This window comes from Streptomyces sp. NPDC087420, assembly GCF_044744165.1.
GTDB lineage: Bacteria > Actinomycetota > Actinomycetes > Streptomycetales > Streptomycetaceae > Streptomyces.
Map to the genome: position 1 here is coordinate 165,291 of NZ_JBIUXU010000002.1, position 18,995 is coordinate 184,285.

Below are 18,995 nucleotides of genomic sequence, written 5' to 3' on the forward strand. Positions count from 1 at the left end.
ACAAACCCCGGACGTGGCACGTTGACCTCGGGAAATCTTGGGAGATCAGTCCCAGAGGAAGGACGAGATCATGGTCAGACGGCTGCGTTTCAACGGCACGGGCAGCGGCGTCAACGGGTGCCCGGCCGTTTACGAAGACCTGGACACGGGTGACGTGATCGTGCACGGTCCGAGCCTCACCGACCCCGACGACGTCGCCCAGCTCCGGCACCTGAACGAGGGTGAGGTGCCGATCGTGGTGCCGCGCGAACTGCTTGTCGACTTCGGCCCCAAGGAGGTCACACGCATGCCGAACATCATCGGATTAGATGACTTCGACGGACTCTTCACCCACTTCGAGCACACAGCGTGGCGCCTGGAAACGCGCCGCCGCTACGCGTCGGACGAACTCACCGAGACTTACGCCCAGTTCACTCGCAAGGAGCCGGTCAACTGGGAGGGAGTCGATGCCGAATGGTGCGCGGAACGCCGCGAGCAGACCGCGCTCGGCAAGCGGTTCGAGCGTGTCCGCCTCGTCGACAACCCGCCGACGGCCGCCCAGCTCTATCTGCTCGACAACGCACGTCGCAACAGCGCCGTCGGCGAGAAGATCCTCAATCTCCGGCGAGCGGACGCCGACACGCTCGGCCTGCCCGCCGAAGACTTCTGGCTCTTCGACTCCCGGCTGGTCGCGCTGCTCAACTTTGACGACGCCGACAACCTGGTCGACGTCGAACTGATCACGGAGCCTGCGGCAGTACTGCGGTACGTCATGGCGCGCGACGCGGCGCTGCATCATGCCATCCCGTACGAGGAGTTCGCGGCCCGGTTGATCGCGAAGAAGGACTGAGGCAGGTGCGTATCGGTGAGCACGGACTACCAGCAGGCACGGGAAGCACTCGGGGTACGGCTGCGCGAACTCCGGCTCTCGGCCCCTGGGGGCCGGCTCACCGGTACGGAGCTCGCCGAGCAGTGCGGGTGGAACAAGTCCAAGGTCAGCAGGCTGGAGAACGGCAGGCAGACTCCTACGCCCGATGACCCGCGCAAGTGGGCGGAGGCAACCGGCCAGACCGAGGCGCAGGACGAGCTGCTCGCGCGCCTCCGCGGCTTCGAGTCCCACATCCGGTCATGGCGACGGCAGCTGGCCTCGGGACACAAGGCGGTCCAGGACACTCACCTAAGCGCTCACGCCGACGCCTCCGTGTTCCGTGGCTGGGAGTCCTCCATGATCTTCGGAATTCTCCAGACGCCGGACTACGCCCGATCGATCTTCACGAGATACGCAGAACTCCAGCGCTCGCCGCGCGACACCGAGAAAGCGGTGCAGTCCCGCATGAAGCGGCAAGAGGCGCTGTACGACTCCTCGAAGCGTTTCCATCTCATCATGTGGGAGGCGGCCCTTCATGCCTTGATCTGTCCGCCGCCGGTACTCGCGGCCCAGCTCGACCGCCTGGCAGGAGCCGTCGGCCTGGACACCGTAGAGCTGGGAATCATCCCGATATCCGCCTCCCTCAAGATCCCCCCAGCCACCGCCTTCTGGATCTACGACGACCGCCAGGTGATCGTTGAGAACTGGCACGCGGAGTTGTGGATCGACGACGAAGCCGGCGTGGACACCTATCTGCGGACCTGGAAGACGCTCCGGGAGTCCGCGGTGTACGGCGTTGACGCGCAGAACCTCATCAGCGCGGCGAGACGGGCCTTGATCTCACGCTGAGGCCGATACGTCCGAACGTCGACGATCACCATTCACGGCATCCGACCGGTCAGGCGGCCGTCGCTCGTTAATCGAAACCCCTGATGCAGGTGGTCTGGTAGTTGCAGCGCGTCAGCAGGAGGCTTACGCGTACTGCGACATCCTTGAGCAACTCACGGGCGAACGACCGGCTATCGCCGTATCCGATGAGCCTAAGGCAACGAAGGTCATCGAAAGATTTTCCGAGGGTGACAGTCGATGGATTGTTGCTGTGCAGATGATAGCGGAGGGCGTCGACATTCCGCGTCTCGCCGTTGCCGTTTACGCCCCTAACATCCGCACACAAATGTTCTTCATCCAGATAACTGGGCGATTCGTTCGCACTCGAGGCCAGGAAGACGAGACTACAGCCCGCCTCTTCATTCCCCCTGCTGACCAAGGCACTGAATGCCACAGCTAAGACCATCGAATCAATCGACCCGGCAGTCTTGGCAACTCTTGCAGACGATTCTGTGCGCGAAACCATCACCGACCTACAGCGCAAGCAAAACGAACTCGCCAACCTACTCGGCAAACCGGGAGGGGTGAATCTGCGCGCGGTATAAATCCGGTCCCCTTCTCCCGCCGCCAGATCTTCGTCAGAGTCAGGTGCGACCTCACCGAGTTGCTTCCCGCCCTCGATCGGTCCTGTCTACGGACCGATCGAGAGCGGCCGCTTCTCCTGATCTTCTAACGAGATCAGCCGAGGTAAGGCTGCTCACGGTGCTCCAGGAAGTGACGGATCCGGAGTTGCTGCGTGTGGTGCATCGGCAGATGGTCGATTTCCTCCGGCTCAACGAAGCGCAGCTCCGTTGACTCGTCCGAGATCGCGAGCCGGCCGCCGACCACGCGAGCGGTGAAGCAAACGTTGAACTGTCTGCGTATCTCACCGTCCGAGTAGGCGATGACGTGGCGAGGGTCGGTGTACGTGCCCACGAGCCCGGTGATCTCCACGTCCAGACCCGTCTCCTCCTTCACCTCCCGGACGGCCGTGCCGGGAAGTGAGTCGGTCATCTCCATGCCGCCGCCGGGGAGAGCCCAAAGGTTGCTGTCCCGCCGACGCTGCAAGAGCAGGCGCCCTTCGTCGTCGGTAACCACGGCGGACGCGGCGACCACCATGGTGTTCGGCTCAGGTGCCGCTGGGTCGTCGTAGTACTCAGTCCGTGCCACGGTCACTCTTCTCTTACTGGTGTCGCTGTGTCCCACACGGCGTCGAAGCTGCCGGCGTAGGTGTCGAACATTCCGCCCGAATCGCTGCGGCGGAGGTGCCACACCGGGGCGCCATACGCGTTCACTCCCCATACATGGGCGTTGACCAACGCCTGGTCATCCGCACGATAAATCGAGTTGTAGAGCGTGGTCGCATGGGTCCGCACCTCGACGCCAGGTGTCCCGGCAAGAGGGCGGTAGTGCATGAGTGCGAGTCGGCATCGAGACTCGATTCCGTGCCCGAACCGCTCCTCCTCGCCGCGCTGTTGCACATGAGGACTGTCCGGGTCGCCGATCGCGATGCGGACCGCACACCCGTCCCCAGCTCGCTCGCGCAGCAAGTCATTGAGCTGCGGATACGCCTCATGCAGGAAGATGGCCGCGTACACCAACACGTCAATGTGTTCGCGGGCTTGGGTCAGCATGTCCACATAGGTGGACACGGGGATGTCCGCCCGCTTGTTGTACAGAGCCACAAGTTCCGCAGTGACAGCGCGGGCAGGGCGAGCCTGTCGGAGCGCCGGCCATAGGGCGCGCATGTCCTCTCCCAGCGTTTCCGCAGCCAGAACGGCCGTTGCACGACGCGGCGTTCGCCCCTGATTGACCCATCGCTCGACGGACTTGGGATCGACTTCGACCTTGTCCGCGAGGGCGCTGTACGTCCAGCCGCCGGCTGCCATGGCAGCTCGTAACCTCTCGTTCGGCATTGCGATCTCTCCTAAGACCTGGGGACGGCATCAGGGACGTTCTATCCGATGCGGGACGTCCCCAACTGGGGCTCCGCGGTGGTTCCGACGTCCCGACGAGCAGCTTGATGCTCGGGTGCGGATGAGTACCAGAGCACAGCGACAACCAAGGAGCACTCACATGACAGCAACGGCCAATGACCAGAGGACCGGGCGCACGGTGGCTGGTGAGGAGCTGTTCGAGAGCCTCACGCACTTCGTGGTCGTCCACAACGGGCAGTCCTCCGACCGGGCGGAGCGGATCGCAGACCAGGCGGTGGCCTTCGTGGTCGCCGCCGCGACCGCAACCGTCCCCATGATCCCGTCGGACGACGTGGACCTCGGTCTGCACGCGCTCGTCCTGCACACGAAGGAGTACGCCGACCTGTGCCAGCGGGTCGCCGGCCGTTTCTCCACCACAACCCGAAGCCGGACGGTGGCGGGCGTGACCCTGAGAGGGTCGCTGCCTCCGCACAGGCGATGAAGGCGGCCGGGTTGATGGTCTTCGACGACCTCTGGACCGTGGACGGCACCAACCTCGCGCAGTGCGACTCGGACTGCGGCCGTCCGTACGGTCAGGCGTAGCGACACAACACCAGCGGCGTGGTCGACCTCGATACGGGGTTGGCCGCGTTGCCCGGAAGGGGAACAGACGTTGTCAGGGACACCTTCTGAACTGCCGATCGTCGTGCTCGACGCGCTCAGGCCCAAGGCTCAGCGCCTGGTTGTCAATCGCCGGGGCTCCATGGTCTGGGAGGTTGAGAGCCATCGGGGGCGGTACGCCGTGAAGATCGGATATCCGATCGAAGCCACGGCCGACTGGCCCGCCCAACCCTGGACTGCGCTCGCCCCCGCCCGCGAAGGCGCCGTGCTGCACCGGATCGGCTTCGATGACTTCGCGTACGGCGAAGGGGAGTGGGGCACCTGGAATTTCCAGCCGTGGCGCGAGGGGCCTGATCTCTACGCGCTCTGGAAGCCCTGTCGTGAGACGGACTCTCGTACTGAACCGCACACCAGCGTGGCCCTCGGTTGCGTGGAGGCACTGGCCGAACTGCATGCCAAGGGCTGGGCCCACGGCGACGTGCAGCCCGCGCACTTCATCATCGGGCCGGAACGCACTCACCTCATCGACCTGGCCTTGGCGCGGGGTGGGCACATCCCCGAGTGGTACGACTTCCCGTTCCGCGGCTGCCTCGTCCACTACGAAGCACCAGAGATCGCGCGCAGTGTGCTCGCGACCGGAGAGGCTGAGGCGACGCAGGAAGCCGATGTTTATGCGCTCGGCGCGTCCCTGCTCATTTCCGCCACGGGTTGGCGGGCCGTCGAATACCCGGACGACGCACCCCGCCCTGAGCAGAGACGAGCCGTTGCGAGTGGCAAGCGCCGGCCGGTGAGGGTCCATGGCGAGCTGGGCGAACTGATCGACGCCATGCTCAGCTTGGCGCCCGAAGACAGGCCCACGATCTACGAGGTCGGCAAGGCCCTCAGGCGCTGCCGCAATCCCGGCTCCCTGTTCTCGAATTGGAGAGGGGGCCTGGCGTGAGCCACCGAAAGTCCGCCACGACGGCGGCTGCGCCGAACGAGCACCCGTCACGTGTGTCTCCAGCGACCCCCGCCGGCCTCAGCCACACGTCTTCCAATCGTCACAGCCTCCACGGACACGGCGCCGACGCTCGCATGATCATGGAAGTCCTAGGACGCAGGATGACGGTGCGGCCGTCGTCCCCGTAGCCGTCCGATCCGCTCCGAAGGCCATTGCCGTCCAACACTGCCGTCAAGGCATAAACCAAAGGCCCTGTGGATCACTCCACAGGGCCTTTGACGTGCTGTGCACTCGGCAGGATTCGAACCTGCAACCTTCTGATCCGTAGTCAGATGCTCTATCCGTTAAGCTACGAGTGCTTGGCGTTCCGGGCTTTTCTGCCCGGGCGGCGTTGCGAGAACAACATTACATGACCTGTGGCGCCAGGTGAAATCCATTAGTCACACCGGGGCTGACCTGCGGAGATGCCTGTGAAGCAGGGGTCACGGAGTGGGTCGGCGGGCTCCGGGAACGGGTGAAGCCCCGGCCGGGTGGCCGGGGCTTCGGGTGGTGCATGCGCGGAGGCGGAGGGATTTGAACCCTCGATGGGCTTTAAGGCCCAAACCGCATTAGCAGTGCGGCGCCATAGACCGGACTAGGCGACGCCTCCAGCACACCACCGCGCGGGCGCGGACGGTGCGTGCAGATGATGACACAGCCGGGTGGGCTCTCACCAATCGCCGCTCACGGTACTAGGCGGGCGGGGCGCAGAGCAAAGCATCTCCAGTGGCGCATCCTGGCCACGCGTCTCCGGTTGCGCAACGCCGGGGCCCGACGAGCGTTAGACGTGTCGGGGGCCGCCCCCGGATCCGTAACCCGTCAGGAGCTTTCATGCTGCGCCGCCTCGTCCTCACCGCCGCCGCGTCCGTCGCCGCGCTCACCGCCCTCGCGCCCGCCGCCTCCGGCGCCTCCGGCGCTCTCGCCGGGCCGGTCGCCGCCGGTTCCGCCGCCTCCCCGCTCGCCTCCCCCCTCGGCCGGCTGGCGCCGCTTCCGCTGCCGCTCCTGGAGGAGCGGCCCGACTCGTTCACCGTCACCGTCGCCGGTTCGGGCGTCACCCGGGCGGATGGTTCGTTCAAACTGGAATGCGGTCCGGTCGGCGGCACGCACCCCAAGGCGAAGGCCGCGTGCGACCGGCTGACGGAACTGGCCGGCAGCGACCAGGACCCGTTCGCGCCGGTGGCCAAGGACCAGATGTGCACCATGCAGTACGGCGGTGACGCCACCGCCCGCGTCACCGGCATCTGGCGGGGCAGGAACGTGGACGCCACGTTCAACCGCAAGAACGGCTGCGAGATCGCCCGCTGGAAGACGATGGAGCCGATCCTGCCCGCCCCCGCCGCTTCGTAGGGCCTGGCCACCTAGAACCTGGCCGCCGCAGTCGGTTCGTAGGATCAGCGGATCCTGAGTAGATCCGCTGATCCTCCACCACCGGATCCCACACCCCCGCCACCCCCAACTCCTCCCCACGCGCCCCCATATGGGGACATCGGCGGACGAGGGGGCGCGGGCCAGGGGTCGGCGGGTGGGTCTCGCGCGCCCCTTCTTCGGGTGCGCTCCCCCTCATCCGCCGCCACGGCCCCCTCCCCAGCCTTTAGACTCCCTCCCGTGACAGGCCGAGACCCGAGAGGCAAGATGGGCTCGGCCGTCCGCAAGGTGCAGCAGGTCAGGGAGGAAGCGTCGTCGTGAGTAGCAGGCCATCCCGGGGCGCTGCTCGTCTCGCGGCGATACTCGACGCACTCCCCGACGGCTTGGTGCTCGTCAACGCCAACGGCACGGTGGTCAACGCCAACACCATCGCGCTGGAGATGTTCGAGACCCCCGGCACGGCCCTCGTCGGGCGCGGGCTGCTCGATCTGCTGCCCGAGTTCGACTCCAAGCTCATCCCCGGCTCCATGCGCCGCCCCGACTCCGCCGACTCCCGCGGCCGTACCAAACCGACCCGGATGGTCGCGCGCCGCACCGACGGCGGCGAGTTCCCCGCCGAGGTGACCAGCGCGAGCCTGGAGGACGGCCGGGACGCGTACACCGACTCCCACAGCTACACCGGCGACGAGCTGCTCATGCTGGTCGTACGGGACCTGTCGGGCACGGTCGACACCGAGGCCGAACTGGCCCGTTCCCAGCGCCAGACCGAGATGATCCTGCGGGCCGCGTCGGAAGGCGTGGTCGGTACGGACACGGACGGCCGGGTCGTCCTCGTCAACCCCGCCGCCGCCCAGATCCTCGGCTTCCGCGCCACCGACCTCGGCGGCCGTGAGCTGCACACGCTGATCCTGCACTCGCGGGCGGACGGTGAGCCGTTCCCGTACGCGGACTCCCCGCTCGCCGACACACTCAGGTCCGGCCGCAAGCACCGGGTGCGCGGGCAGGTGTTGTGGGCGAAGAACGGCAAGCAGGTGCCCGTCGACCTGACGACCGCGCCGGTACGGGACGGCGACCAGCTCGTCGGCGCCGTGATGACCTTCACCGACCGCCGGGCGCACGAGGAACTCGTCGACCAGCACGACGCCGAGCTGGCCGAGGCGAAGAAGAAGCACGCGGCGGAGCTGGCGGAGGCCACGGAACGCCTCACCGCCGAGCTGGCGAAGGTCAAGAAGCAGCTCACCGGCGAACTGATCGAGACGACCGAGCGCCTCACCACCGAGCTGGACGAGGGCGCCGAGCGGCACGCGGCGGAGCTGGCGGACCGCAGCGACCGGTACGCGGCCGAGATCGAGGAGCTGACGGAGCGGTACGGCGAGGTCGCGGCCCGGCACGCCCAGCTGACGGCCGTGCTCGGCGAGGCCCTGCGCGGGCCGTTGGAGGAGCTGCGCGGCGAACTGGCCACACTCGCCGCCGACCCGGCCGGACAGCTCTGGCCCGAGGCCAACCAGATCCTGCACCACCTGGCCGCCGGGTACGCCCGGATGACCACGCTGGTCGACAACGTGCTCGGCTACCAGCGGCTGGACGACGGTACGGAAGGGCTCGCCAAGGCGAACGTCCTGCTCGACGCCGTCGTGGCGGCCGGCGTCGAGGGCGCGATCGAGCTGATCGGCCCCGGCCGGGCGCAGTTCGCCGTGCACGCCCCGCCGATCGAGGCCGAGGTGGACCCGGGCCGGCTGGCCCAGGCGCTCGCGCACCTGATCGCGGACGTGGCCGGGGTCGACTCCACGGGCCGGGCGCGGCTGGTGGCCGGGGGCGGCGGGTACGTCGACTCGACGATCGTGGTGGCCGCCGCGCAGCGCGGTGATGTCGTACGGATCGAGGTGCGCGGCCCGTTCGCCGGGGGCGATCCGGTGCACGAGCCGCTCGTGCGCGGGATCGTACGGGCGCACGGCGGGGTGCTCCAGACGCACGAGATGCCGGGCATGGGCGGCAGCGCGTACGTACTGGAACTGCCGCTGGGCGAGGGCGCGGGGACGGTTCCGACCGTGCCCGCACCGGCTGCGGTGTCTTCGTCGTCGGAGCTGTCCGTGCACGGGGCGGCGGGGACGACGGGGCCGGTGGCGGACCAGTCGGGAGTCGCCGGGCAGGCGGGAGTCGCTGGGCAGGCGGGGCAGGCTTCTGTGCCTGCTCAGCAGCAGGGGCCCGGGACCTCCGGCGGCGGCAGGCGGCGGGCACGGCGGGCGTCCACGGACGCGTTCCTGGAGGCCGCGGTGCCGGACGTGCCGGACGCCGGGGAGCCGACCGGGCGGCGCCGGGCGCGTACGGACGCCCAGCAGGACCTCATCCCGGCGCAGGATTCCGGCGGGCACGGCGGAGACGGCGGGCCGGGCGGCGAGGGCGGCAGCGGCGCCGAGACCGGGCCCGCGGGCGGAAGCGGGTCCGGGGGCGGAAGCGGGAACGGTGGTACGGGGCGTCGGCGCGGGCGGCCGAGTCCTGCCGAGGACGCGGCGGTGGCGTCGGGGTCCGGGGCAGGGCAGGGGCCGGGGTCGGGGCCGGCGGGACAGTCCGTGGCTCCTGGGTCGGCCGTGGCCCTGTCGGGCGGGGCGGCCGGCCCGGCCGGTGTGCCGTCCGAGGGGGCGGTGGTCACGTCCGCCGAGGGGTCGCACCCGACCGGGCGCGCGGCGCTCGGCCAGGCCGTACCGCCTCAGGGTGTGCCCGTGGACGCCGCCTCGGCGGCGGGAACGGGACGGCGGGCGCGGCGCGGCGGCGGAGAGAACGCGATGCCGGCGCTGCCGGCCGGTCCGTCCGCTCCCCCAGCGCCGTCGGCGCCTTCCGGGGCCGCCGGTCCTTCCGGGGCCGGTCCCGCCGGCCCCGTACCCCCCTCTTACGCGTCGGCTCCCGCCGGGATGCCCGCGCCCCTGCCCGTACCGCACCAGGGGGTGCCCACCGCCCCCGCGGGCGGGGCTCCGAACGCCGGGCGCCGTGCGCGCCGGGCGCTCGCTCCGGCGCAGGAGCGGCACACGCCCGTACCGCCCGAACCGGAAGGCGGGCGCAGCCCCTTCGCGCTGCCGCCGGCCGACGCCGACCGCACCCCGGCCCCGGCCCCGGCCGGGTCCCCGGCGCCCGCGCGCGGCCTGCCGGCCGCGAGCGCGCCGGACGACTCACTGCGGGACCGCCGGCACGACGCCGTACACCAGGACCCCGTACACCGGGACGCCGTACCGGCGCCCGCTTCCGCGGGGCATGCCGTACGTACGGATCCGGACGCCGCCGACCTCACACCGCAGCAGGCGCAGGGCGTACCGTCCGGGCGGCGGGCGCGCAGGGATGTCGGCGGTGGCACGGACGACTCGATGGAGATGCCCGTCCAGCTGGACACCGGCGCCATGTCGTTCGACCCGAACGGGAACCAGTGGGGGGCGGCGGACGCCGGCCACGGCTCGGGCGGAAGCCGAAGCGGCCAGGGCCCGAGCCGGAGCCACGGACTCGGGAACGGCCCGGTCGCGAACGGGCAGGACGGACCCGCGACGCCTTCCGGTTTCGGCCCGATGGTCGGACCGCCCGGCTGGCCCGACGACCCCCGGCCGGCTCAGGACACGGCGGGGGGCCAAGGCCTCAGGGCGCACGGTACGGACGGCGACACCGGCGGCGTACCGACCCCGCCGCCCCCCGCTGATCCGGCTTCCGCTCCCGCTCCCGCTCCCGCTCCCGACCATTCCGCCTCGGAATCGGCCGCTCCGCCGCTCGCGCGGCGTGGCGCCCATCAGCCGCTCCCGCCCGCCCAGCCCCTGCCGGAAGAGGCACCGTCCCCGGACTCCACCCAGGGCCGCGCCTTCAACGTGCGCACGCTCGGCCAGGGTGTGCCGTTCTCCCAGCAGCAGCCCGCCCAGCCCGCTGCCCAGCACAGCCCGCCCACCCAAGGGCGCGGGCAGAGCCTGGTGCCGGGCCCGGGACAGCAGGGCCAACCGGCCCAGCCGCATGCCCCCTCAACACCACAGACACCGGCGCAGGCTCAGGCCCACCAGCAGAGCCACAGCCAGGGACGGGGCCAAGCCCTGCAAAGCCAGAGCCAGGGCCAGGGTCAAGGACTCGCCCACACCCAAGGCCAAGGCCAGGGCCACGGAGACACCCACGGCGGCCAGGGCACCCAAGGCAGCCAGTCCGGCACCCTCGGTTCCGGCCGCCGCCGCAAGCTCGGCACCCCGCCCGACAGCGACCACCCCGAAGCGAACCAGAGGTCCCACCCCCAGGGCTCCTCCCGCCTCTCCACCGCCCACCCCGAGGGACGCTCGTACGCGATAGGGGCGCCCGACGAGGGCGCCGAGGGACCCCAGCCGCTGGACGGTCCCGGCGGCGCGGTCGAGGTGGCCAACCGCCCCCAGCCGCGCCCCGTCGACGACGAACTCCCCCCGGAGCCCCTCGACAACCCGCGCCGGCTGCTCGTCTGGCCCGCCCCGGACGTCTCCACCTCGCAGGCGCTGAGCGACCGCGGCTACCGCCCGGTGGTGGTGCACTCGCGCGAGGAGGTGGACGCCCAGATCGCCGCGTTCCCCGCCGCGCTCTTCGTGGACCCCCTGACCGGCCCCATCACCCGTACCGCGCTCCAGTCCCTGCGCCAGGCCGCCGTCGCCGCCGAGGTCCCCGTCCTGGTCACGGCCGGCCTGGGACAGGCGACGCGGGAAGCGGCGTACGGCGCCGACCCCGCCGTACTCCTCAAGGCCCTGGCACCCCGCGACAGCGAACAGCACCCCCCGCGTGTCCTCCTGGTCGAGGAGCACGACGAGATCGCGCTCGCGCTGACGGACACGCTGGAGCGGCGCGGCATGCAGGTCGCACGGGCCGCCACCGACGACCAGGCCGTGGCCCTGGCCGGGCAGATGCGGCCGAACCTGGTGGTCATGGACCTGATGCAGGTACGCCGCCGGCGTGCCGGGATCATCGACTGGTTGCGCGCGAACGGCCAGTTGAACCGTACGCCGCTGGTCGTCTACACCTCCGCCGGCATCGACCCGGCGGAGCTGCCGCGGCTGTCGTCGGGGGAGACCGTACTGTTCCTGGCCGAGCGGTCCACGAGCGACGAGGTGCAGTCCCGGATCGTGGAACTGCTCGCGAAGATCGGGACGAACTGAGCGCCCGTCCCACTCTTCGCCTCCCCGCCTCCCCGCCTACAGGACCGTGATGTCCAACTCCCCCGCCGCGTAGCGCGCCCTGATCACCTTCTTGTCGAACTTCCCCACGCTCGTCTTCGGCACCGACTCCACCAGCGCCCACCGCTCGGGCAGCTGCCACTTGGCGATCCGCCCGGCGAGGAACTGCTTGAGCGCCGCGTAGTCGGCGCCCGCGCCCTCCTTGAGGACGACGGTCGCCAGCGGGCGTTCACCCCACTTCTCGTCCGGTACGGCCACCACCGCGGCCTCCGCCACCTCCGGGTGGGCCATCAGCGCGTTCTCCAGCTCGACGCTGGAGATCCACTCGCCCCCGGACTTGATGACGTCCTTGGCGCGGTCGGTGAGCGTGAGATACCCGTCGGGGCTGATGACACCGACGTCACCGGTCCGCAGCCAGCCGTCCTCGCTGAACTTGTCCTCGGGCTTGATCGGTTCGGAGCCCGCGCCGCCGTAGTACGCCGCGGCGATCCACGGACCCCGTACCTCCAGTTCACCGGCCGACTCGCCGTCCCATGGCAGGAAGTCGCCGTCGGGGCCCGCGAGGCGTGCTTCGACGCCGGCCGGGAAGCGGCCCTGCGTGATGCGGTACGGCCACTCCTGCTCGGCGGTCAGGCCGGCGGGCGGATTGGACGTCGTGCCCAGCGGCGAGGTCTCGGTCATGCCCCACGCGTGACAGAGCCGTACACCGAGCTTGTCGTACGCCTCCATCAGCGACGGCGGGCAGGCCGAACCGCCGATGGTGACGCGGGCCATGGAGGTCAGGTCGCGCGGCCGGACGGTGACCTCGGCGAGGAGCCCCTGCCAGATGGTCGGGACGGCGGCGGCGTGCGTGGGCTTCTCGCGCTCGATCATGTCGGCGAGGGGCGCGGGCTGGAGGAAACGGTCGGGCATCAGCATGTTGACGCCCGCCATGAACGTGGCATGCGGCAACCCCCAGGCCGCCACGTGGAATTGAGGGACCACGACGAGGGTGGTGTCCTGGTCGGTCAGCCCCATCGACTCGGTCATGTTGACCTGCATGGAGTGCAGGTAGATGGAGCGGTGGGAGTAGACGACGCCCTTGGGCTCACCGGTGGTGCCAGAGGTGTAGCACATGGCGGCCGCGGCGCGTTCGTCCAGCTCGGGCCAGTCGTAGGCGGTGGGACGGCCGGCGATCAGCTCCTCGTACTCATGGACGTGGGCCCTGGCCCCGTCGAGGAGGGTGCGGTCGCCGGGACCGGAGACGACGACGTGCTCGACGGTCGGCAGGTGCGGGAGGAGAGGCGCCAGCAGGGGCAGCAGGGAGCCGTTGGCGATGACCACCCGGTCGGCGGCGTGGTTGACGATCCAGACCAGCTGCTCGGGCGGGAGGCGGAGGTTGAGGGTGTGGAGGATCGCGCCCATGGACGGGATGGCGAGGTACGCCTCGACGTGTTCGGCGTTGTTCCACATCAGCGTGGCCACACGCTCGTCGTCGGTGACCCCGAGGCCGTCACGCAGGGCGTTGGCGAGCTGTGTCGCCCGTACGCCGACGTCGGCGAAGCTGCGGCGCTGCGGCTCGTCCTCCCCTGTCCAGGTCGTGACCTGCGACTTTCCGTGGATGGTCATCCCGTGGCGCAGGATGCGGGTCACAGTTAGCGGTACGTCCTGCATGGTGCTGAGCACGGGCGTCCTCCCGGTCGGCGCTGACACTGCGTGGCGCTGGTGCTGGGAGGATTCTGCGCACATACCGCGCGGTATGTCACTACCCGGGAGTCGACCGGGAGAAGAATCGGGACGGGAAATCGAGCGGGACGGGGAGCGGGACGGGGAGCGGGACGGGGAGCGGGACGGGAGATCAAGAAGGGAAAGGGCGCGCTCAACGCACCGGCGACAGCTCGGGATCCTCCCGGAGCTTCCCCAGCGCCCGCGAGACCGCGCTCTTGACCGTACCGACCGAGACGCCCAGCACCTCGGCGGTCTGCACCTCGCTGAGGTCTTCGTAGTACCGCAGCACCACCATCGCCCGCTGGCGGTCGGGCAGTCTCATCACCGCCCGCCACATCGCGTCGTGCAACACCTGCTGTTCGGCCGGATCGGGCTCGGGCAGCCCCACCGGCTCGGGCAGCTCGTCGCACGCGAACTCGTCGACCTTGCGCTTGCGCCACTGTGACGTGCGGGTGTTGAGCAGGGCGCGGCGGACGTAGCCGTCGAGGGCGCGGTGGTCCTCGATCCGGTCCCAGGCGACATACGTCTTGGTGAGCGCTGTCTGGAGCAGGTCCTCCGCGTCGCTCGGGTTGGCGGTGAGCGAGCGTGCCGTACGGAGCAGGACGGGGCCGCGTGCGCGGACGTACGACGAGAACGAGGCGTAGGGCGCGTAGGCCGCACGGGCCGTGTGCGCGGGGCGGGGGGTGTGGGGCGGGTGCGCTGTGTGGGCCGTGTGCCCTGTGTGCCCTGTGTGCGCTGCGTGCGCCGAGTGGGGCGGAAAGGCGGTCGTTTTGACGGCTGTGGAGGCGTTTGTGCAGACGGGCGTGGTCATGGCTCCACGCTAGGAGCGGGGCCCCGCCAGGGGATCGGCCCCAGGTCCCGAAGCTGTCTCCGCCTCAGGGTGTAGGGGTGGTGCCGGCTCCACCTCCTGAAGGTGGAGAACAGGTGACGTGGCCCGTCAGGGTAGGCGCCGGGCGGGCGGGGTCCGGGGGCCGGGACGGGCCGGGTCAGGACCGGGTCAGGACCCGGCCGGAATGACGACGACGTCCTGCGCGACGGGGCCGGAAGACCGGACCACCGCCGCGCAGGAATTCGTATCACCCCTTGATCACACACCCCCCGTCGGGCCGCGTGTCACCAGAGGTTCGTGAAGGACACCGAGATGTTCTCGTTGGACTGGTCGATCGCCGTGAAGGCGGAGCCGACCACGCTGGCGGTGTTGTTCTGGTTGGACGCGCCGGGCCCGTTCGCCACCTGCTGCGTGGTGGTCGAATTGCCGTAGTTGTTACCACCCACGCCACTACCGGCGATCGTGGACACGATCGCGTTCGATCCGTCGTTCGCGAATCCCCCGTTGTCGGCCTCTGCCACCCCGGTGAAAAGCGCGGCGGCGAGGGGCAGTGCGGCGACAGCGGCGATGACGCGAACAGTACGGAAGCTTGCCATGTCAGTTCCTCCAGGAACGAGAAGTACGGCTTGTCCCGGGGCAGTTGGCCGACCGCCCAGGTCGTGGTGACGACGTCGCGAACTCAGGATTGCCCACCGAATCCCCTGCGAACCAGCCCGGAGGCCCTCATTCCCTCGCAAGCGTGAGGACAAGTCGATAAACCCGCTATGCGCCTCCAAAGCCGCACATCACCCCCACCCGGGGTGCAGAACCCAGGCGCCGCAAGAGGAGAAGCGTTACGGCAGGCACCCTAAGGCGGCCGAATTTTCACATCCCGGACACCCTCACAGCAGCCCCCTCTTCCTTTCTTCGAACAACTGTACGAACATAGACCCATGGCCACCATCGCCCGGCACACCGCCACCCTGGCTCTCGCCCACGCGCTGTCCGCCGCCGAGCGCGGGCTCCCCGTCATCCCGCTGTCCCCCACCAAGCTCCCGGCCCTGCCCTCACCGCACCGGGGCGAGCCCGAGCCGGGCCTCTGCCGCGGCGAGTGCGGACGCCCGGGCCACGGCGTGCACGACGCGACCACGGATCCCGCCGCCGTACGGGCCCTGTTCGCGGCGGCGCCGTGGGCCACGGGGTACGGCATCGCGTGCGGCCGGGCCCCGCACCACCTGATCGGCATCGACCTGGACGTCACGCCGGTGGGGGCCGTATCTCCCGGTACGGCCTCATCTCCCGGTACGGCCTCATCGCCCGGTACGGCCTCATCGCCCGGTACGAACTCATCTCCCGGTACGGCCCCCGGAACGCCTCCGTACATCCAAGCCACCCCGGCCTCGGTGGCCGCGCTCCAGCAGATCGCCCTCCAGCACCTGTTCACGCTCCCGGAGACGGTCACCGTGCTGACCCCCAGCGGCGGCCGCCACATCTGGCTGACGGGCCCGCCGAACGTCACCGTCCCCAACTCCGCCGGCCGCCTCGCCCCCGGCATCGACGTACGGGGAGCCGGCGGCTACCTCATGGGCCCCGGCTCGGTCAGCGCCCGGGGCGCGTACCGGCTGGCCCCCGGCTCGGCCGGCCTCTCCCCCGCGCCGTGCCCGCGCGCCCTGCTGCGCCTGCTCACGCCGCCGACGCCGACCCGCCCGTACCGGACGGGGGCGCACCAGGACCCGCGCCACGCGGGCGACCCGGACCACACGGCCGACCACCGTTCCCCCGCCGCGGACCGGCCGGCGCAGGGCCACGGCCTGGTGCAGTTCGTCCTGGCGGCGCACGAGGGCCAGCGCAACACCCGCCTGTTCTGGGCCGCGTGCCGGGCGTACGAACACGGCTTCGGCGAGGCCCTGACGGAGACGCTGGTCGAGGCGGCGGTACGTACCGGCCTGACGGAACAGGAAGCGCGCGCGACGGTGGCCTCGGCCGCCCGCCTCAGCTCTCCTCGATGAGGTGTTTGACGGTCCCGAGATAGCGGCGGACCGCCGCCCCGTAAAAAGTCGAGACCACCCCCGCCGGCAGGGCGAACCGAAGCGCCTTCTTCACGGCGGCCTTGTCGAAGCTGAGTTCGTACACAAACCTGACGACGTCGACCGAAAGCTCCTCCACGGCACGGACGTTGAAGATGTGCGCGTCGTATTCGGCGGGCGTACGGGTGACGAGCCGCCGGCCTGGTTCCAGCTCGACCACCTCGGTGAGCACCGAGAGGGAGAAGAAGCCCAACAGCGTCGCGTCCTGGACCAGTTGGGTACCGATCATCAACGGTCCGCGCAGCTCCACCCGCCTGATCTCGGGCCGCCACTGCCAGTCGTTCCGAAAGTCGCTCACGAACTGAAAAACGCGCTCCTGCGACGCGTCAATCGTTATGGACTGCGCGATGCGCACATAATCTGTCATCGAATTTCCTCAAAGCCACGCTGAAAAGCCAAAAAGATCAGGCACCACCCTCCCCACGGCACACACCCCCACCCACCATGCTCACGCCGGAAGAACACACCGGCAACTCGTCACAACAAACCGGTCGTCAGGAGGGGTGCATCCAGCACCACCACCCGGCCGGGCCGTACGCCCAGTGTGCGTGGCTCTCACCGTCCGTAGCGTCATGGTTCACCGACCGGCTCCCCCACCGCCGTTCCGTACCTGCTGGGCGGCTTCGGCCCGGTGTTCGGCGCGCGGGGAACGGGGGTCGCTCCGGCCGGACCGACCGGTCCAGGTCAAGGCCACACCCGTACCCGTACCCACCACCAACTCATCCCTCACGGGTGAGTCGTCACGACGTCACGACCCCCGAACGAAAGGCTTCCGCGGCCCGGTCGGCCTGTTCGGAGACCGCGGCCGCGGCGCGGGCCGCCCGCCCGGAAAGGCGCCAGGCGACCATGCGCAGCCCCACGGCGGGGCTCGGGGGGAACACACCGAGCTGGCCGAGCATGGTGACGTCGTCCCGTACGGCCTCGTGGCTGACGATCTTGCCGTCACGGACGCCGAGCACGTGCACCTGCTCGAAATCGATCTGGCGCCCGGTGGGAGGGATGGCCTGGTCGAGCGCGCCGTCCCGGAACCGTACGAACGGACCCGTGTGACGCCCCCGCATGCGCAGCCTGACCCATACCTGACCGTCGCTCTCGGCGACCCCCAGAACGGGGAAGCGCAGCTCGCTGAAGGCGAAGCGCATCCAGGCGCTGGACGCCAGGGCCCCCGCCGGGCCGGGAATCGCACAGGCGGCGGGCGCGACGGCCGCCTCGCGGTTGTGGTTGTCGTCGGCGACGACGGAGGCGGCCAGGGACGGGTCCCCGGTCTCCAGGATCCGGAAGAGCCCGCGTGCCAGTTCGTCGGCGTTCATCCGAGGTGCCACCTGTCTTCTGCGGTCGGGCGTGCTGTCTCTTGCGCGATGGGCCTGAATTCAGGTTACAAGCCATCTAATGAATAGGCCAGCGATAGCATGACGCCATGACCGCCAAGCGCCTGTACAGCTCCCCGCTCCGGAAGAAGGCCGCGGCCGACACACGCGAGCGGATCCTCCAGCAGGCGGTGGAACTGTTCGCCGAGCGGGGGTACGGACGCGTCACCGTGGCCGACATCGCCGAGGCGGCCGGCGTCGCGTCCCAGACCGTCTTCGCGAGCGTCGGGAGCAAGTCGAGCGCCCTGGACCAGATCGTGGACAAGGCGGTCATGGACTCCGGCTACGAGGCGACCGTGACGTACATCCTCGCGGCGACGACCCCGGAGGCCGCGCTGAAGGCACTGGCCCAGGGAACCCGTACCGGCAACGAAGGCCAGTTCAAGGTCCTGGAGGCCATCAGAAGCGCGCTCCCGGTCCACGAGGACAGCGAGGCCCTCTGGGCGCGCGCCACCGCCGCCTACCGCCAGGCGCTCGACGAAACGGCCCACCACCTGCGCGAGCTGTCCCCCACCGTCCGGGACACACCGCGCGAGGAGATCGCCGGCATGTTGTGGTTCTGGTTCGGCCCGACGAGCTGGCGCACCCTGATCACCGAGACCGGCTGGTCCTGGTCCCAGGCGGAGGACTTCCTGTACCGCACGGCCGGAACCACACTCGGACTCACTCCGGGGGAGGGCCGCTAGCGGCTGGCGAGCCGCTCCAGCAGGGCGGCGCTCCGCGCCAGCAACACCTGCTCCTCGTCGGTGAGTTCGGACTCGATGGCCTGCGCGAGCCAGCCGGCCCTGCGGCCGCGCTCCGCCTCCAGGGCCGCCCGGCCCGCGTCCGACAGCTCGACCAGCGACTTGCGGCCGTCCGTGGGGTGAGCGCGCCGCGTGATCAGGTTCTGGTCCATGAGCAGCCCCACCGCCCGGGCCATCGACTGGGGGCGTACGCGCTGATCGGCGGCGAGGTCGCTGGTGGTCATGGCGCCGCTGCGGTCGAGCGCGCCGAGCACGGCTACCTGGCCGAGCGGGATGTGGTCCTCGTGTTTGACACGCCGGGTCAACTTGCCCATCGCGGTGCGCAGTTCGGCGGCGATGGCGGCGGCTTCCGAGGTGGGCATAGGGCACTTTACCCCGTTGGCCAGCATTGCTGCGCACCTGACCTGCACAGTAACACTACACAGCAGCGCTGAACAGCGATACTGAACAGCGTCACTGAACAGCCAAACTGAGCAGCAGAACTGACCAGCATTGCTGTACGGTTTGTCGTGGTCGGGCCCAGCGCCAGCGTCGTCGC

At 70.0% G+C, this 18,995-nt stretch carries 16 protein-coding genes, 2 tRNA genes and 1 pseudogene; 9 read left to right on the forward strand and 10 right to left on the reverse strand.

The window, feature by feature from the left end; genetic code table 11:
* Nucleotides 1–70 precede the first annotated feature (70 nt).
* From ACIO1C_RS04210 to ACIO1C_RS04220, 3 genes are all read left to right on the forward strand, one after another.
* Nucleotides 71–829 carry a DUF6879 family protein gene (locus tag ACIO1C_RS04210; protein ID WP_401858370.1) on the forward strand — a complete coding sequence of 253 codons (759 nt, stop codon included), beginning with the start codon at nt 71–73 and terminating at the stop codon, nt 827–829.
* A gap of 15 nt (nt 830–844) precedes the next feature.
* Entirely contained in the window at nt 845–1,696 is an 852-nt protein-coding gene (locus tag ACIO1C_RS04215) for a helix-turn-helix domain-containing protein (protein ID WP_401858373.1), read from the forward strand.
* 172 nt (nt 1,697–1,868) lie between these two features.
* Nucleotides 1,869–2,135: a helicase-related protein gene (locus ACIO1C_RS04220; protein WP_401859100.1), complete on the forward strand. Its 267-nt coding sequence runs from the start codon at nt 1,869–1,871 to the stop codon at nt 2,133–2,135.
* Between the two features lie 278 nt (nt 2,136–2,413).
* Here ACIO1C_RS04220 and ACIO1C_RS04225 read toward each other — a convergent pair whose 3' ends face one another.
* Both ACIO1C_RS04225 and ACIO1C_RS04230 read right to left on the reverse strand, forming a co-directional pair.
* Nucleotides 2,414–2,884, reverse strand: coding sequence for an NUDIX domain-containing protein (locus tag ACIO1C_RS04225; RefSeq protein WP_401858376.1), 471 nt, complete (start codon nt 2,882–2,884; stop codon nt 2,414–2,416).
* 2 nt (nt 2,885–2,886) lie between these two features.
* Nucleotides 2,887–3,630, reverse strand: coding sequence for a helix-turn-helix domain-containing protein (locus tag ACIO1C_RS04230; protein WP_401858379.1), 744 nt, complete (start codon nt 3,628–3,630; stop codon nt 2,887–2,889).
* A 160-nt stretch (nt 3,631–3,790) separates the two neighbouring features.
* On the opposite strand from ACIO1C_RS04230, the pseudogene ACIO1C_RS04235 reads away from it, so the two are divergent.
* Nucleotides 3,791–4,233: pseudogene (locus ACIO1C_RS04235) on the forward strand (hypothetical protein).
* Nucleotides 4,234–4,303: 70 nt separating this feature from the next.
* Entirely contained in the window at nt 4,304–5,191 is an 888-nt protein-coding gene (locus ACIO1C_RS04240) for a protein kinase (RefSeq protein WP_401858382.1), read from the forward strand.
* A gap of 286 nt (nt 5,192–5,477) precedes the next feature.
* Here the strand turns inward: ACIO1C_RS04240 and ACIO1C_RS04245 are convergent.
* Together ACIO1C_RS04245 and ACIO1C_RS04250 are read right to left on the reverse strand one after the other, a co-directional pair.
* Nucleotides 5,478–5,550, reverse strand: a tRNA-Arg gene (locus ACIO1C_RS04245).
* Between the two features lie 199 nt (nt 5,551–5,749).
* Nucleotides 5,750–5,840, reverse strand: a tRNA-Ser gene (locus tag ACIO1C_RS04250).
* 221 nt (nt 5,841–6,061) lie between these two features.
* On the opposite strand from ACIO1C_RS04250, the gene ACIO1C_RS04255 reads away from it, so the two are divergent.
* Both ACIO1C_RS04255 and ACIO1C_RS04260 read left to right on the forward strand, forming a co-directional pair.
* Nucleotides 6,062–6,577, forward strand: coding sequence for an SSI family serine proteinase inhibitor (locus tag ACIO1C_RS04255; protein WP_401858385.1), 516 nt, complete (start codon nt 6,062–6,064; stop codon nt 6,575–6,577).
* Nucleotides 6,578–6,912: 335 nt separating this feature from the next.
* Complete coding sequence (locus ACIO1C_RS04260) at nt 6,913–11,727, forward strand: PAS domain-containing protein (protein ID WP_401858387.1); 4,815 nt, start codon at nt 6,913–6,915, stop codon at nt 11,725–11,727.
* Nucleotides 11,728–11,763: 36 nt separating this feature from the next.
* On the opposite strand, the gene ACIO1C_RS04265 is transcribed toward ACIO1C_RS04260, so the two are convergent.
* The 3 genes from ACIO1C_RS04265 to ACIO1C_RS04275 all read right to left on the reverse strand — a co-directional run bounded on the left by ACIO1C_RS04265 (nt 11,764) and on the right by ACIO1C_RS04275 (nt 14,877).
* A complete protein-coding gene (locus ACIO1C_RS04265; RefSeq protein WP_401858389.1) occupies nt 11,764–13,410 on the reverse strand; it encodes a long-chain fatty acid--CoA ligase in 1,647 nt (548 codons plus the stop codon).
* Nucleotides 13,411–13,603: 193 nt separating this feature from the next.
* A complete protein-coding gene (locus ACIO1C_RS04270; protein WP_401858392.1) occupies nt 13,604–14,263 on the reverse strand; it encodes a SigE family RNA polymerase sigma factor in 660 nt (219 codons plus the stop codon).
* Nucleotides 14,264–14,565: 302 nt separating this feature from the next.
* On the reverse strand, nt 14,566–14,877 hold the full coding sequence (locus ACIO1C_RS04275; RefSeq protein WP_401858395.1) for a hypothetical protein: 312 nt from the start codon (nt 14,875–14,877) through the stop codon (nt 14,566–14,568).
* Between the two features lie 336 nt (nt 14,878–15,213).
* Here ACIO1C_RS04275 and ACIO1C_RS04280 point away from each other — a divergent pair, with 336 nt between their 5' ends.
* Nucleotides 15,214–16,269, forward strand: a complete 1,056-nt coding sequence (locus tag ACIO1C_RS04280) for a bifunctional DNA primase/polymerase (protein WP_401858397.1) — start codon at nt 15,214–15,216, stop codon at nt 16,267–16,269.
* On the opposite strand, the gene ACIO1C_RS04285 is transcribed toward ACIO1C_RS04280, so the two are convergent.
* Together ACIO1C_RS04285 and ACIO1C_RS04290 are read right to left on the reverse strand one after the other, a co-directional pair.
* Nucleotides 16,253–16,714: an SRPBCC family protein gene (locus ACIO1C_RS04285; protein WP_401858400.1), complete on the reverse strand. Its 462-nt coding sequence runs from the start codon at nt 16,712–16,714 to the stop codon at nt 16,253–16,255. The two genes, ACIO1C_RS04280 and ACIO1C_RS04285, sit on opposite strands and share 17 nt — an antisense overlap.
* A gap of 373 nt (nt 16,715–17,087) precedes the next feature.
* Complete coding sequence (locus ACIO1C_RS04290) at nt 17,088–17,657, reverse strand: ester cyclase (RefSeq protein WP_401858403.1); 570 nt, start codon at nt 17,655–17,657, stop codon at nt 17,088–17,090.
* A 107-nt stretch (nt 17,658–17,764) separates the two neighbouring features.
* Here ACIO1C_RS04290 and ACIO1C_RS04295 point away from each other — a divergent pair, with 107 nt between their 5' ends.
* The gene (locus ACIO1C_RS04295) at nt 17,765–18,400 is read left to right on the forward strand and encodes a TetR/AcrR family transcriptional regulator (RefSeq protein WP_401858406.1); all 636 of its coding nucleotides are present in this window, start codon (nt 17,765–17,767) and stop codon (nt 18,398–18,400) included.
* Here ACIO1C_RS04295 and ACIO1C_RS04300 read toward each other — a convergent pair.
* On the reverse strand, nt 18,397–18,819 hold the full coding sequence (locus tag ACIO1C_RS04300) for a MarR family winged helix-turn-helix transcriptional regulator (RefSeq protein WP_401858409.1): 423 nt from the start codon (nt 18,817–18,819) through the stop codon (nt 18,397–18,399). The two genes, ACIO1C_RS04295 and ACIO1C_RS04300, sit on opposite strands and share 4 nt — an antisense overlap.
* Nucleotides 18,820–18,995 lie beyond the last annotated feature (176 nt).

What these genes read in the sequence shown, in the direction of transcription:
- ACIO1C_RS04270 (WP_401858392.1), bottom strand. Translation starts at nt 14,263, where the DNA reads ATGACCACGCCCGTCTGCACAAACGCCTCCACAGCCGTCAAAACGACC.
- ACIO1C_RS04280 (WP_401858397.1), top strand. Translation starts at nt 15,214, where the DNA reads ATGGCCACCATCGCCCGGCACACCGCCACCCTGGCTCTCGCCCACGCG.
- ACIO1C_RS04255 (WP_401858385.1), top strand. Translation starts at nt 6,062, where the DNA reads ATGCTGCGCCGCCTCGTCCTCACCGCCGCCGCGTCCGTCGCCGCGCTC.
- ACIO1C_RS04210 (WP_401858370.1), top strand. Translation starts at nt 71, where the DNA reads ATGGTCAGACGGCTGCGTTTCAACGGCACGGGCAGCGGCGTCAACGGG.
- ACIO1C_RS04275 (WP_401858395.1), bottom strand. Translation starts at nt 14,877, where the DNA reads ATGGCAAGCTTCCGTACTGTTCGCGTCATCGCCGCTGTCGCCGCACTG.
- ACIO1C_RS04290 (WP_401858403.1), bottom strand. Translation starts at nt 17,657, where the DNA reads ATGAACGCCGACGAACTGGCACGCGGGCTCTTCCGGATCCTGGAGACC.
- ACIO1C_RS04295 (WP_401858406.1), top strand. Translation starts at nt 17,765, where the DNA reads ATGACCGCCAAGCGCCTGTACAGCTCCCCGCTCCGGAAGAAGGCCGCG.
- ACIO1C_RS04300 (WP_401858409.1), bottom strand. Translation starts at nt 18,819, where the DNA reads ATGCCCACCTCGGAAGCCGCCGCCATCGCCGCCGAACTGCGCACCGCG.
- ACIO1C_RS04230 (WP_401858379.1), bottom strand. Translation starts at nt 3,630, where the DNA reads ATGCCGAACGAGAGGTTACGAGCTGCCATGGCAGCCGGCGGCTGGACG.
- ACIO1C_RS04285 (WP_401858400.1), bottom strand. Translation starts at nt 16,714, where the DNA reads ATGACAGATTATGTGCGCATCGCGCAGTCCATAACGATTGACGCGTCG.